Source organism: Mesorhizobium sp. LjRoot246, from assembly GCF_964254115.1.
Lineage (GTDB): Bacteria > Pseudomonadota > Alphaproteobacteria > Rhizobiales > Rhizobiaceae > Mesorhizobium.
Genome location: NZ_CAXUSN020000001.1, coordinates 2,416,727 through 2,430,140, shown reverse-complemented (window position 1 = coordinate 2,430,140; position 13,414 = coordinate 2,416,727). Strand labels below are relative to the sequence as shown.

The 13,414-nt window shown below is 63.0% G+C and carries 16 protein-coding genes; 10 read left to right on the top strand and 6 right to left on the bottom strand.

Features of this window, described 5'->3' with window-relative positions:
* Positions 1-294: 294 nt before the first annotated feature.
* Positions 295-597 (bottom strand): accessory factor UbiK family protein, encoded by a 303-nt coding sequence (locus ACSQ3L_RS11685; RefSeq protein WP_109659791.1) that lies wholly within the window; start codon positions 595-597, stop codon positions 295-297.
* Between the two features lie 161 nt (positions 598-758).
* Here ACSQ3L_RS11685 and ACSQ3L_RS11680 point away from each other — a divergent pair, with 161 nt between their 5' ends.
* The 8 genes from ACSQ3L_RS11680 to ACSQ3L_RS11645 all read left to right on the top strand — a co-directional run bounded on the left by ACSQ3L_RS11680 (position 759) and on the right by ACSQ3L_RS11645 (position 7,155).
* Positions 759-1,019 carry a type II toxin-antitoxin system ParD family antitoxin gene (locus tag ACSQ3L_RS11680; protein ID WP_436160081.1) on the top strand — a complete coding sequence of 87 codons (261 nt, stop codon included), beginning with the start codon at positions 759-761 and terminating at the stop codon, positions 1,017-1,019.
* A complete protein-coding gene (locus ACSQ3L_RS11675) occupies positions 1,016-1,318 on the top strand; it encodes a type II toxin-antitoxin system RelE/ParE family toxin (protein ID WP_436160080.1) in 303 nt (100 codons plus the stop codon). The genes ACSQ3L_RS11680 and ACSQ3L_RS11675 overlap by 4 nt, the downstream gene beginning before the upstream one ends.
* 80 nt (positions 1,319-1,398) lie before the next feature.
* Complete coding sequence (gene lgt, locus ACSQ3L_RS11670; RefSeq protein ID WP_436160079.1) at positions 1,399-2,253, top strand: prolipoprotein diacylglyceryl transferase; 855 nt, start codon at positions 1,399-1,401, stop codon at positions 2,251-2,253.
* A complete protein-coding gene (locus ACSQ3L_RS11665) occupies positions 2,250-3,338 on the top strand; it encodes a class I SAM-dependent methyltransferase (RefSeq protein WP_436160078.1) in 1,089 nt (362 codons plus the stop codon). The genes lgt and ACSQ3L_RS11665 overlap by 4 nt, the downstream gene beginning before the upstream one ends.
* A 107-nt stretch (positions 3,339-3,445) precedes the next feature.
* Positions 3,446-4,240 (top strand): peptidoglycan editing factor PgeF, encoded by a 795-nt coding sequence (gene pgeF, locus ACSQ3L_RS11660; protein WP_436160077.1) that lies wholly within the window; start codon positions 3,446-3,448, stop codon positions 4,238-4,240.
* The gene (locus ACSQ3L_RS11655; RefSeq protein WP_352627613.1) at positions 4,240-5,391 is read left to right on the top strand and encodes a M24 family metallopeptidase; all 1,152 of its coding nucleotides are present in this window, start codon (positions 4,240-4,242) and stop codon (positions 5,389-5,391) included. The genes pgeF and ACSQ3L_RS11655 overlap by 1 nt, the downstream gene beginning before the upstream one ends.
* Positions 5,392-5,434: 43 nt before the next feature.
* Positions 5,435-6,064, top strand: a complete 630-nt coding sequence (locus tag ACSQ3L_RS11650) for a hypothetical protein (RefSeq protein WP_436160076.1) — start codon at positions 5,435-5,437, stop codon at positions 6,062-6,064.
* A gap of 155 nt (positions 6,065-6,219) precedes the next feature.
* Positions 6,220-7,155, top strand: a complete 936-nt coding sequence (locus ACSQ3L_RS11645) for a ribose-phosphate pyrophosphokinase (protein WP_010911102.1) — start codon at positions 6,220-6,222, stop codon at positions 7,153-7,155.
* Positions 7,156-7,169: 14 nt separating this feature from the next.
* Here the strand turns inward: ACSQ3L_RS11645 and ACSQ3L_RS11640 are convergent, their stop codons facing one another.
* Positions 7,170-8,054, bottom strand: a complete 885-nt coding sequence (locus ACSQ3L_RS11640; protein ID WP_436160075.1) for an AraC family transcriptional regulator — start codon at positions 8,052-8,054, stop codon at positions 7,170-7,172.
* Positions 8,055-8,205: 151 nt separating this feature from the next.
* Between ACSQ3L_RS11640 and ACSQ3L_RS11635 the strand changes: the two genes are divergently transcribed.
* Positions 8,206-9,456, top strand: coding sequence for an MFS transporter (locus ACSQ3L_RS11635; RefSeq protein ID WP_436160074.1), 1,251 nt, complete (start codon positions 8,206-8,208; stop codon positions 9,454-9,456).
* Between the two features lie 58 nt (positions 9,457-9,514).
* Here the strand turns inward: ACSQ3L_RS11635 and ACSQ3L_RS11630 are convergent, their stop codons facing one another.
* Positions 9,515-10,372 (bottom strand): alpha/beta fold hydrolase, encoded by an 858-nt coding sequence (locus ACSQ3L_RS11630; protein WP_436160073.1) that lies wholly within the window; start codon positions 10,370-10,372, stop codon positions 9,515-9,517.
* Between the two features lie 151 nt (positions 10,373-10,523).
* Between ACSQ3L_RS11630 and ACSQ3L_RS11625 the strand changes: the two genes are divergently transcribed.
* On the top strand, positions 10,524-10,952 hold the full coding sequence (locus ACSQ3L_RS11625; protein ID WP_436160072.1) for a MarR family winged helix-turn-helix transcriptional regulator: 429 nt from the start codon (positions 10,524-10,526) through the stop codon (positions 10,950-10,952).
* Positions 10,953-10,977: 25 nt separating this feature from the next.
* Here the strand turns inward: ACSQ3L_RS11625 and ACSQ3L_RS11620 are convergent, their stop codons facing one another.
* From ACSQ3L_RS11620 to ACSQ3L_RS11610, 3 genes are all read right to left on the bottom strand, one after another.
* Complete coding sequence (locus ACSQ3L_RS11620) at positions 10,978-11,295, bottom strand: MocE family 2Fe-2S type ferredoxin (RefSeq protein WP_436160071.1); 318 nt, start codon at positions 11,293-11,295, stop codon at positions 10,978-10,980.
* A gap of 71 nt (positions 11,296-11,366) precedes the next feature.
* Positions 11,367-12,320 (bottom strand): sugar ABC transporter substrate-binding protein, encoded by a 954-nt coding sequence (locus ACSQ3L_RS11615; protein WP_436160070.1) that lies wholly within the window; start codon positions 12,318-12,320, stop codon positions 11,367-11,369.
* An 83-nt stretch (positions 12,321-12,403) separates the two neighbouring features.
* Positions 12,404-13,414: a sterol desaturase family protein gene (locus ACSQ3L_RS11610; protein ID WP_436160069.1), complete on the bottom strand. Its 1,011-nt coding sequence runs from the start codon at positions 13,412-13,414 to the stop codon at positions 12,404-12,406.

Genomic DNA, 13,414 nt, shown 5'->3' with positions numbered 1-13,414 from the left:
GCACACACAACGAACAATCTTGTCTAGAACTCGGACGGCCAGGACTTTCTTCGCGCAAAAGACTACTTCTCGACACAAAGACCCCGGACCGGACCCCACCGCCCGGCCGCATGACCCTGCTCCGAATCATGCAACAAATTCAGTCTATTGATCGGGAGTCGCGTGAACAGCCCAATTTTTCGCACTGCGTCATTCGCATGTGGAAAGCCGCTGTCACAAAGATTCATGCAATGCCGTTAAGCGATTCACGGCAAAGCGCTTTTCAGGATCGGGCTATGTGGAAAAGTTTAACGATTATTTTTTTGCGCGGGGCTTTGCCGCTGCCGCCGGTGCGGCGTCACCGGCCAGTTCGGCAAGCTTCGCCTCAAGCGCCTCGATACGGGCGGCAAGGCGGGTGTTTTCTTCCCGAGCCTTGGCCGCCATCTCGCGCGCGGCTTCGAACTCTTCGCGCTGCACCACGTCCATGGTGTTGAGGATGCGCTCGGCCTGCCCCTTGAAGGCGGTCTCCACCTCACGGCGCACGCCTTGCGCGGCGCCGGCGGCATCGGTCATCAGCTTGGCGAATTCATCGAGAATGCGGTTCGGTCCGGTCGACATGGCAAATCCTCGCTTGCTCGAATTGAGTTAGTGGCGCTGCGCACGGAATGCAAGAACGTTGAAACCTGCTGCGGCATCAAGTCGGCCCACCCTTGTCCAAAACACTGGCAAATCTGATCAATAACTATTATTGTCTGGGAGCAGTTTGCAGGAGCACCGTCATGGCTATTAGCGCAGACTTGGGTACCCGTCTCGAGAATATCGTCAACCAGCTTGTCAGCACCGGCCGCTATAATTCGAAGAGCGAAGTGCTACGCGAAGGCGTTCGCCTCGTCGAAGAGCGAGAGAAACGCCTTGCCGCCCTCGATGCTGCCCTGGCCAAAGGTATCTCGGATGCCGATGCCGGGCGGGTGAAGCCAGCCGACGAAGTGCTCAAGCGCCTGGAGGCCAAATACAAGGCGATGGCAGAGAACAGCAAGTGAAGCAGCTGGTCTTCACCGATCAAGCTGAGGCAGACCTTGAAGCCATTGGCGATCATATCGCGCTAGACAACCCGTTCCGTGCCGTGACATTCATCCAGGAATTACGCCGTGACTGTCTAGAGTTACGCACTATGCCGGAGCGGTACCCACTCTTCGAGCGGCATCGATCCTCCGGCATTCGGCGGCGCGTCCACGGCAACTATCTCATTTTCTATCGCGTTGGCGCAGAAACCGTAGCGATACTGCACATCCTGCACGGCGCGATGGACCTTGGACCGATCCTGTTCCCCGACAGTTGACGACGACCACCTTGCCTTGACCCTGCCAAAACCCTGCCGCATGGTCGCGCCCAAACGCGTTCGCAACCGAGAGTTCCCCGTTGAACGAATATTTCCTGCTGCCGCTGGCCTCCCTGCCCTTCCCCAACATCAACCCGATCCTCATCCAGATCGGACCGCTTGCGGTTCACTGGTATGGCGTCGGCTATATCGTCGGCATCCTGTTCGCCTGGTGGTACGCCAAGCGGCTCGCCTCTAACGCGAAGCTTTGGCCGAACGGCGTCCTGCCGATGAAGCCGGAGGATCTCGACGACTTCATCGTCTGGGCGGCCATCGGCGTCGTGCTCGGCGGCCGCACCGGCTATGTGCTGTTCTACGATCTGGCGCGTTACATCGCCCACCCACTCGACATCTTCGCGGTCTGGCAGGGCGGTATGTCGTTTCATGGCGGCCTGCTTGGCGTTATCCTCGCCATGACGCTGTTCTCGATCAAGCGCGGCATCCGCACATGGTCGCTGTTCGATGTCGTGGCGGCAGGCGTGCCGGTCGGGCTTGGCCTGGTGCGCGTCGCCAACTTCATCAATTCCGAGCTGTGGGGGCGGCCAACCGACGTGCCCTGGGCGTTCGAGTTTCCCAATGGCGGGCCGTTTACCCGCCACCCGAGCCAGCTCTACGAGGCGCTTCTCGAAGGCGTGGTACTGTTCCTCGTATTGCGCATTCTCACCCATTCGCGTCTCAAACTGAAGACGCCGCGCTTCGTCGGCGGCGCCTTCATCTGCGGCTATGGCCTGTCGCGCATCTTCGTCGAGTTCTTCCGCGAGCCCGACCAGCAGCTTGGCTATCTCCTCGGCACCAACTGGCTGACCATGGGCATGATCCTTTCCACTCCGATGGTGCTGGCCGGCATCTGGGCGATGCTGACCGCCAAGCCGGTGACACAGCCGCAGCCGGCATGACACGGCTGAAAACCCGCATCGTCGACCTGATCGAGGCCCTGGGGCCGATACCGATCAACGAATTCATGGCGCTGTGCCTGTTCGACCCGGCGGACGGCTACTACACGACGCGCGAGCCTTTTGGTGTGGCCGGCGACTTCATCACCGCGCCCGAGATCAGCCAGATGTTCGGCGAACTGGTCGCTGTGTGGATGTACCAGGCCTGGTTGGCGAGCGGCCGGCCGTTGCCGGTCACCATCGCCGAGATCGGCCCTGGACGCGGCACGCTGATGAAGGACATGCTGCGCACGCTGTCACGGCTTGATCCCGATCTGGCCAACGGCGCCGCCTTCGCCATGATCGAGACCAGCCCGCGCCTGACCGAGGTGCAGAAACAGACGCTCGGCGTCACACCCTTCACGGTTGGCTGGCACGAAACCATCGAGACCTTGCCGCAACAACCGCTGTTCATCGTCGGCAACGAACTGTTCGACGCCGTGCCCGTCCGCCAGTTCGTCCGCGCTGGCGCCGGCTGGCGCGAGCGCATGGTCGGCCTCGACAACGCCAACGAGCTGCGCTTCTTCGCCGGCGCAGGCTCTGTCGACCCGGCGCTGCTGCCCGCCGATGCCGCGGAAGCGCCGCAAGGCGCGATCGTCGAGGTCGCGCCGGCCCGTACAGCGCTGATGGCGGCCATCGCCGAGCGAATAGCCCGCCAAGGCGGCGCCGGCCTGTTCCTCGACTATGGCCATCTCCAGCCGGGTGTCGGCGACACCCTGCAGGCCTTGCGCAGCCACAATCACGAAGATGTGCTGGCCAATCCCGGTGAAGCCGACCTCACCTCTCATGTCGATTTCGCAGCTCTTGCCACAATCGTTCGTACGCGCGGCCTCGACGCCCATCTGTCGACGCAGGGCGACTTCCTGCTCGGCATGGGCATCCTCGAGCGCGCTGGCCGGCTCGGCGCCGATGCCGGCCAGGCGGCGCGTGACAAGATCACTGAGGCGGTCGAGCGCCTCGCCGGGCCGCAAGCCATGGGCGGGCTGTTCAAGGTGCTTGCGGTGCTGCCTCGCGGCGTGGCGGTTCGGCCCTTTGCCGAGGCGGATTGACTTTTTACCGCCGCCCCTCCCAATCTCCCGTCCGCGCTTCGCAGCGCCTGTTCTCGACGAAGCACCTTCTTCTTGACGAAACCGCCCACACGGACAACAACGCCCGCATGCTGAATCAGACCAAACCGGATCCCGTTCGGTCGCCGCTGCTGGACAAGGCGCAGGCACAAGGCATCCGCCACGGCTATTTCACCCGCGTCGGCGGTGTTTCCGGCGGCATCTATCAGGGCCTCAACATCGGCACCGGATCGGATGACGACCAGGTGCTGGTGGCTGAGAACCGCGCCCGTGTCGCTGCCTGGATGGGCGTGCCGGCAAGCCATCTGTTGACCGCCTGGCAAATCCATTCGCCCGATGTCGTCATTGCCAGGGAGCCCTTTGCCGGCGAGCGCCCCAAGGCGGACGCCATCGTTACCGATCGGCCGGGCATCGCCATTGGCGCCTCGACCGCCGATTGCGGCCCGGTGCTGTTCGCCGACCCGCAGGCACGCATCATCGGCGCCGCGCATGCCGGCTGGAAAGGCGCCTTCACCGGCGTGCTCGAAAACACCATCCTGGCCATGGAAAGCCTCGGCGCCCGGCGCGAAAACATTGCAGCCGTGCTCGGCCCCTCGATCGGCCCGCAGAACTACGAGGTCGGACCGGAATTCGTTGCCCGCTTTGTCGAGGCAGATGCTGAAAACATCGGCTATTTCGCACCTTCCGCCAACGCCGGCCATGCCATGTTCGACCTCAACCGCTACACGGTCGACCGGCTGGCCAAGGCCGGCGTGACGGCCGAAGGCCTCGGCCGCTGCACCTATGCCGAAGAAGATCTGTTTTACTCCTACCGGCGCACCACGCACCGCAAGGAGCCCGATTACGGCCGGCAGGTCTCGGCGATCGTTTTGGAGAGGGAATAATGGCGCTGCATTTTGAACGATCGGAATTTGATGCGCGGCGCGACCGGCTGATGATCGAGATGGCCGAAAAGAAGCTCGACGCCATCCTGCTGTTCGCGCAGGAGAGCATGTATTGGCTGACCGGCTACGACACGTTCGGCTTCTGCTTCTTCCAATGCCTGGTGGTGAAGGCCGACGGTTCGATGGTGCTTCTGACCCGCTCGGCCGATCTGCGCCAGGCGCGCCAGACCTCGATCATCGACAACATCGTTCTGTGGACCGACCGCAACGGTGCCAATCCGGCGGTCGACCTGCGCAATCTGCTCAACGAGCTCGACCTGCTCGGCGCCCGCATCGGCGTCGAATACGACACCCACGGCCTGACCGCCTTCAATGGCCGCCGCCTGGACGAGCAGTTGCAGACCTTCGGCCAGATCGCCGACGCGTCCGGCATCGTCGGCCGACTGCGCCTGTTCAAGAGCCCGGCCGAGATCACCAAGGCCGAGAAGGCCGCCAATCTCTCCGACGATGCGCTCGACGCGGCCTTGCCGCTGATCAAGCAGGGCGGCGACGAAGCCCTGATCCTGGCCGCCATGCAAGGCGCGATCTTTGCCGGCGGCGGCGACTATCCTGCCAACGAGTTCATCATCGGCTCCGGCGTCGACGCGCTGCTCTGCCGCTACAAGGCCGGCCGCCGCAAGCTCACCAAGAACGACCAGCTGACGCTCGAATGGGCCGGCGTCTTCAACCATTACCATGCACCGATGATGCGCACGGTGCTGACCGGCAAGGTGTCGAAGCGCCATCAGGAGCTGTTCGATGCCGCCCGCGCAGCGCTTCTGGCCGTCGAGAAGGCGATGACGCCGGGCAACAGCTTCGGCGACGTGTTCGATGCCCACGCCCGCACCATGGAGGCGCACGGCTTGACCAAGCACCGGCTGAACGCCTGCGGCTACTCGGTCGGCGCCCGCTTCACGCCGTCCTGGATGGACATGCCAATGTTCTACCAGGGCAACCCCGAACCGATCGCGCCGAACATGACGCTGTTCGCCCACATGATCATCATGGATTCCGATACCGAGACGGCGATGACGCTTGGCCGCACCTACCTGACCACCGAATCCCAGCCGAAGCCGCTGTCCCGCCATGATCTCGACTTGATCGTACAGTGAATCCATAATGGGAGGCGTTCTTCGCCAAGGAGTTAGAAGGCAAATGAGACGATCGCATGTGACGACCGTGTCATTGCTTGTGGCACTGGCTCTCGCCGCCTGCACCAACGCAAAGGACGTGCTCGAACCGTCGGCCATCACCCCGCCGGCGACGTCGGCCCAGACGCTGCCCGCGACGTCAGGGAGCGGCGCGGCCATGGTAACCGCGCCGGCCGCCACCAGCACGGCGGGCGCTCCCGCAACCACCGCCGCGCCGGCCCCGTCAGCCCAGAGCGCTGCCATCCTGGCGAAGACCCGCCTGCAGATCGCGCCGATCGTCGGCGCTTCGGTGGAAGCCGCGACACCGCTGACGGCGGAGCTGCAGACGCGCGCCAGGCAGCGCGGCATCACGCTGGCCGGCAGCGCCGACCAGACCGCGACGCATGTGCTCAAGGGCTATTTCTCGACCATGTCCGAAGGCACCGACACCACCGTCATCTATGTCTGGGACGTCTATGATCCGGCCGGCAACCGGCTGCACCGCATCAACGGCCAGCAGAAGGCGCCTTCTGTCAATTCCGGCGCCAGCGGGGGCGGCGACAGCTGGAAGGGCGTCTCGCCGGCCACCATGCAGGCGATCGCCGACCAGACCATCGATCAGTTCGCGGCCTGGCTCGGCGGCAAGGCGGGCTGAAATGTTGCAGGCCGGCGATGACGCGGAGCTTTCTTGAGTTTAGCCGGCGGATTCCCAATCTCGACGCTTGCAATACCGGCGCGGGCCGCTAAAAGCCCGGTTAAAGGGCGCAGGCGAGTCCGTCAGGCCTCTCCATCCTCCACCAGGAACGGTGCATGAAACTCTTCGCGGGCAATTCCAACAGGGTGCTGGCCGAAGCGGTCGCCCGCTATCTCAACATCCCGCTGGGCAAGGCCACTGTCAGGCGCTTCGCCGACCAGGAAATTTTCGTCGAAATCCAGGAAAACGTGCGCGGCGAGGATGTCTTCATCCTGCAGTCGACCTCGTTTCCGACCAACGATCACCTGATGGAACTGCTCATCATGATCGATGCCTTCATGCGCTCCTCGGCCAAGCGCATCACGGCGGTGATTCCCTATTTCGGCTACGCCAGGCAGGATCGCCGCGCCTCAGGCCGCACGCCGATCTCGGCCAAGCTGGTCGCCAATATGATCACCCGCGCCGGCGTCGACCGCGTTCTGACGCTCGACCTGCATGCCGGCCAGATCCAGGGCTTCTTCGACATCCCGACCGACAATCTGTTTTCAGTGCCGGTGATGGCCCGCGACGTGAAGGCCAAATACAAGCAGCTCGGCAACGTCGTGGTGGTGTCACCGGACATTGGCGGCGTGGTGCGTGCGCGTGCGCTGGCCAAGCGCTTCGACGCGCAACTGGCCATCGTCGACAAGCGCCGCGAACGCCCCGGCGAATCGGAAGTGATGAACATCATCGGCGCGGTCGCCGGCAAGGATTGCCTGCTGATCGACGACATCGTCGATTCCGGCGGCACGCTGTGCAACGCCGCCGATGCGCTGCTGGCCAACGGCGCCACCAGCGTCACCGCCTATATCACCCACGGCGTGCTGTCGGGTGGCGCGGTAGCCCGCATCAGCGGCTCGAAGCTGCAGGAATTGGTGATCACCGATTCCATCCAGCCGACGCAAGGCGTCCTAGACGCTCCCAACATCCGCGTCATCTCGATCGCCGACCTGATGGGCGAAGCCATCTCGCGCACCGCGACCGAGGAATCGGTGTCGAGCCTGTTCGACTAGAACAGCAGCTGCCGCTACGGCGCAGGACTTTCCAACCGAACCGGGCCGATCAGCCGACGTGCGACTTCCACGCTTTCGCGTGCGCCGCGCATATAGCCGCGCGGCGAGGTTCCCAGCATGCGCTTGAACATGGTGATGAAGGCCGGCACGCTGTCATAGCCCAGATCGAGCGCCACCCTGGTGATCGGCTCGCCGTCCGCGAACCTGGGCAGTGCTGCGAACAGGCAGGCCTGTTGGCGCCATGTCGACAGCGACAGGCCAGTCTGACGCTGGAAGGCGCGGGTGAAGGAGCGGCGGCTCATGCCGGCGGCATTGGCCCATTCATCGATCGTCGCGTGCGGCGACGGTGCGGCGACGAAGCGCCGGCACAGCGCCGACAGCCTTGGGTCGGACGGGAACGGCAGGCCGAGCGGCCGTTCAGGCAGGGTCGGGATTTCGTGCAGCAGGAGGTTCATGATCAGCCCGCCGCGCCCTTCCAGCACGCCGCCTTGCGGCAGCTTTTCAGATTCCACGATCAGGCTGTGCATCAGGTCGGTGACACCAACGACGCGCAAGCCCTCGGGCAGCCCGGGGATCGCCTGCGGCATGACATAGACCGACCGCATCGAGACATCGCCCAGCATTTCGACGGAATGCTCGGTACCGGCTGGAATCCACATCGCGTGGTCGGGCGGCACCATCCAGCGCCCATACCGCGTCGTTACCAGCACCACACCGACCAGCGCATGCAGCAGCTGGCTGCGGCTGTGGCGGTGTTGCGGGACACGGTAACCGTCCGGATATTCGGTCGGCAGCGCCACCGCCGGCCCGGCCACCTGCTCCAGCCACTGCCAGCGGCTCTCGTGCAACTGACCGAGATTGGCATTGCCAGCGTGAAAGACTTCTTTGCCGTGCGGCATCCTGTATGGCCCACTTGCGAAACTATTGGACCAAACCACGAAAGAAGTCGTGCCGCAAGCAGCTTATAAGGCACCGTCCCCAAGGCGCTCCACAGGAGCGTCGCCAGATTGCCCTGCGGGTGTGCCCGCCAAAAAGACCACGGAGCCTACCTTGACCGATACGACAGCCGCCAGCGTCGCGCCACCGGCGACCGCAAGTCACGCTTCTGCCCAGGCGACGGCCTTCACCGTCATCCTGGCGGTGAGTTTCTGCCACTGCATCAATGACATCATGCAGTCGCTGCTATCGGCCATCTATCCCTTGCTGAAAGAGAATTACGGCCTCGATTTCTGGCAGATCGGCCTCCTGACCTTCACCTTCCAGGTGACCGCATCGCTGCTGCAGCCGCTGATCGGCATGATCACCGACAAGCGGCCTATGCCCTATTCGCTGCCCTACGGCATGGCGTCGTCGTTGATCGGCCTGATCGTGCTGGCCTATGCCGGGCACTATTCGCTGCTCCTGATCGGCGCCTCGCTGATCGGCATCGGCTCGGCGATCTTCCACCCGGAATCCTCGCGCATCGCCCGCTTCGCCTCCGGCGGCCGCTTCGGCCTGGCGCAGTCGCTGTTCCAGGTCGGCGGCAATTTCGGTCAGTCCATGGGGCCGCTGTTGGCGGCCTTCATCGTCGTGCCGTTCGGCCAGACCAGCATCTCCTGGTTTGCCGTCGGCTCGCTGATCGGCATCATCGTCTTGTGGCAAGTCGGCGGCTGGTACAGCCGGCTGCGCGCCGCGCAGGGCACACGCAAGGCGGCAAGCTTCGTCTCACCCTTCCCGCGCCGCAAGGTGATGTGGGCATTGGCTGTATTGACGCTGCTGGTGCTGAGCAAGAACGCCTATATCGCCAGCCTCGCCAGCTACTATACCTTCTATTCCATCCACAAGTTCGGCGTTTCGGTGCAGATGAGCCAAGTCATGCTGTTCCTGTTCCTCGGCGCCTCGGCGCTCGGCATCCTGCTTGGCGGCCCGTTCGGCGACCGCTACGGACAGAAGGCGATGATCTGGTTCTCGATCGTCGGCGTGCTGCCCTTCACGCTCGCCCTGCCCTATGCCAACCTCGAATGGACGATGGTGCTGACGGTGCTGATCGGCCTGATCCTGTCCTCGGCCTTCTCCAACATCGTCGTCTTCGCGCAGGAGCTGGTGCCGGGCCGTGTCGGCATGATCGCCGGCATCTTCTTCGGCTTCGCCTTCGGCATGGGCGGCATCGCGGCGGCCGTGCTCGGCGTCGTCGCCGACATGAAGGGCATCGATTATGTCTTCCAGATCTGCTCGTATCTGCCGCTGCTTGGACTGCTGACCGTCTTCCTGCCGAACATGAAGGAAGCCAGGAAGGCGCAGGCGGTCGCTGCAATCCGCTAGACCTGAAACGGACGAGAAAGGCACCCGCCTGGTGGCGGGTGCCTCCTTTTCGAAAATCCTAGGCCTTGAAGAAGGCCAAGAGGTCGGCGTTGATGATGTCGGCATGGGTCGTGGCCATGCCGTGCGGGAAGTCCTTGTAGACCTTGAGCTCGCCCTTCCTGAGCAGCTTGATCGTCAACAGCGCCGAGTCGGCGATCGGAACGATCTGGTCGTCGTCGCCATGCATGACCAGCACCGGCACGTCGATCGTCTTCAGATCCTCGGTAAAGTCGGTTTCCGAGAAAGCCTTGATGCAATCATAATGCGCCTTGGTGCCGCCCATCATGCCCTGGCGCCACCAATTGTCGATGACGCCCTGCGATACCTCCGCGTCCGGACGGTTGAACCCATAGAATGGGCCTGATGGAACGTCGCGGAAAAACTGGGCGCGGTTGGCTGCCTGGGCGGAGCGGAAGCCGTCGAAAACCTCGATCGGCAGGCCGCCGGGATTGGCGGCGGTCTTGAGCATGATTGGCGGCACCGCGCCGATCAGTACCGCCTTGGCGACACGGCCGCCGGCGCCATACTTGGCGACATAACGCGCCACTTCGCCGCCGCCGGTCGAGTGGCCGACATGGATAGCGTTCTTGAGGTCGAGATGGGCGGCGAGTTCCGCGACATCGGCGGCATAGGTGTCCATCTCGTTGCCGATATCCGTCTGGGTCGAGCGGCCGTGACCGCGGCGATCATGGGCAATCACCCGGTAGCCTTGTGACAGGAAAAACAGCATCTGGGCGTCCCAGTCATCGCTGCTCAATGGCCAGCCGTGATGGAAGACGACGGGCTGCCCGGTCCCCCAGTCCTTGTAATAGATCCGCGTTCCGTCCTTGGTGGTGATCGTGCCGCTGCCGGAGTTGGGCTTGGTTTGCGAGGTCATCTCAATCTCCTTTTAGTTGTTGTCACGATAAACAATATCGCGATATCGATATGCCTAAAGCAGCTCGATATCCTTGTCCACGAAAATATGTATCGCGATATCATTTTTCGTGGTATCGAATTGGCGCCTCTATCGGCAAAAGGAATGCGCCGTGCCTCTCCCGTTGGACAATCAGCTCTGTTTCACGCTCTATGCCACCAGCATGGCGATCAATCGCACCTACAAGCCGATGCTGGACGAAATGGGCATCACCTATCCGCAGTATCTCGTGCTCAACGCCCTGGCAGAGGCCGACGGCATGTCGGTCGGCACGGTCGCGCACAGGCTCGCTTTGGAATCGAGCACCATCACGCCGCTGGTGAAGCGAATGGAGCAGGCTGGGCTGGTGACGCGCCAGCGCAGCCAAACCGACGAGCGCCAGGTGCAGGTCGATCTGACATCAGGCGGACGCGCGCTGCTGGTCCAGTGCAACTGTCTGAACGAGACCTTGATCGAGCGCTCGGGCATGACGCTGGCTGAGCTCGATGCCCTGAATCGAAAGATCCAGGCGTTGCGCGCCGCATTGAGCGGCGACCGCTAGTCAGCCGGGTGCCGACTTCGCCCCGTTATTGGCTGATGGCGATCAGCACCGCGCCGGCTTCGACTCTTGCCGGATAGGTCTTGAGATTCACGCAAGGCGGCAGGCGCTTTGCCGCACCGGTGCGATAGTCGAAGGCGCCTGCATGCTTGGGGCATTCAACCTCGTAGTCCATGACCAGCCCGTCGGCGAGATGGACGGCCCCATGTGTGCACAGGCCGTCCGTGCAAAAGACCTCGTCAACCGGTGAGCGGAAGACCGCGTAGGTGCGGCCTTCATGATCGAAACGGCGGGCACCTTCCTGTTCGATATCGTCAAGGCCGCAGACCGTGATCCAGCTGGACATTTTTTCCTCTATGAGTTGCGGTCGGGCCTCCGGAACGGCAATGACAGCCGCCCAGAGGCCCCGTCCTGGGATTAGTTCTTGTTGAGGTAGTCGGCCGCGTTGGCCGGCGTCACCAGCTCGAACGGCACGTAGACCACGCGGTCGACCTTCTCGCCCTTGGCCAGCGCAAGGGCCGCGTCGACACCGCCGCCGCCCTGCCCCTTGGCGTTCTGGAACACCGTCACAGAAAGATCGCCGGCCTTCATCGACTGCAACCCGTCCTGCGTGGCGTCGATGCCGCCGACGACGACATTCCTCATGTCGACGCCGTTGGCCTTCAGCGCCAGGATGGCGCCAATAGCGGATTCGTCATTGTTGGCGATGACGGCGTCCGGCGCGCCGCCGGCGGTCAGCCAGTTGGTCATCAGGTTCTGCGCATTGTCGCGCGACCATTCGGACGACTGCTTGTCGACGATCTTGATGAAGTTGCACATGTCGGTGGCGAAGATCTGCTCGACATCCTTCGTGCGCTGAAGTGCCGCCTGATGCACGAGGCTGCCCATGACGATGTAGGCGTTGGCGCCTGCCGACTTGCCTTTGGCGCGCAGCATCTTGCAGACTTCGAACGCTTCCAGCGTGCCGGACTCCACTTCGTTAGAACCGACATAGACCTGCTTCTCCGGCAGGTTCGCCATGTCGCTCGGTTCGAGGTTGACGAAGACCAGGGGAATGCCAGCCTTGGCTGCCTCTTCGCTGAGCGTCCTTGACGCATTGGTGTCGACCAGCGTGACGATGATGGCGTCGACGCCGCTGGCGATGAAGTTCTTGACCTGGTCGAGCTGCTTGGCGACGTCGTTCTGCGCGTCCTCGACCTGGATGCCGGCGCCCTTCTCCTTGGCGCGGGCCTGCATGCCGTCCCTCAGCAACGTCTGAAAATTGTTGTCGAAGTTGACGATGCTGACGCCGATCTTGGCGGCAAAGGCGCTGGTGGACAGAGTCGCGGCGAGCATGGTGGCGAGTGCCGTGGAAATAAGAAGCTTCTTCACGAGTTTCCTCCCTCTGATCCGGAGTGCCGGCTCACCCCTTTCTTGAATGCCGGCCCTTGCGGGATGCCTGATAGGTGGCGCCGCTACCTCGCCGCGTCGGCGTTGGCGCGCGCCTTCTTCCTTTCGTAGCGGGCTTGCATGCGGGCCTCGCCTTCCATGCTGCCGTCGTGGAAAGTGCCCAACCACCGGTCGAACGGGATGAGACCGTCGCCGTAGTTCACCTCGAAATATTTGTGGTGGAGGTAGTGGATGTAGGCATGGCTATCGACCGCCGTGTCCTCACCGAGTTCGACCTTGTCGAAGCCGAGATGGCCGGGGATGGCGCCGAAGCCGGCATAGTGGAGCTGATAGAGAGCCAGCAGTGGGTTCGAGGGGATGATCAAATGCCAGAATGCAACCCCGAGATAGCCGAACTGCTCGACCGGGTGCATCGACAGCGACGACCAGGGCGACGGGTTCACCGAATTGTGGTGCACCGAATGCACCCATTTGTAGAGCGGCGGCCAGTGGATCGCCCGGTGCAGCAGGAAGAAATGAGTCTCGTGGATGACCGGCACCACTAGCGCCAGCAAGAACAGGTAGACAGGGTGTTCGGCAAAGGTCAGCCACGGGACATATCCATTGGCATGGGCACAGAGGATCGCCACCTCGATCGCCGTCCAGATCGGCATGCCGGTACCGAAGGTGCGCAGCATGTTGTCGATGTTCTGGTTGCCGAAGAAAAAAGCCTTGCTCTTCTGCTCCGACGGCCATTTGCCGTTGTATTTGAAGCGGTTGCCCTGAGCTCGCAGAATGTAGAGCCTGAGTTCGAAGACGCCGAAGAATAGCAAGAGGGCAGCGCAATTGACGAGGAAGAGCCGGATGATCCAGCCCCAGGAAGGCGTCTTCATCAATTCGACGTCGGGCAGAACGAAGTGCCACCAGGCCACCGCCAAGAGCGCGAACAGCAGATTGTAGGGCAGGAAATAGTGCGGCAGCCATTTCAGCAACGCCAAAGGGCGCGGCGGCATGACGAACAGCGGCGCGGTGCCGGCCGGTTCGCCCGGTGCCCAGTCGCCGCGCTTGTTGCGTTTGCCGTATTTCAGGTCGTCCAT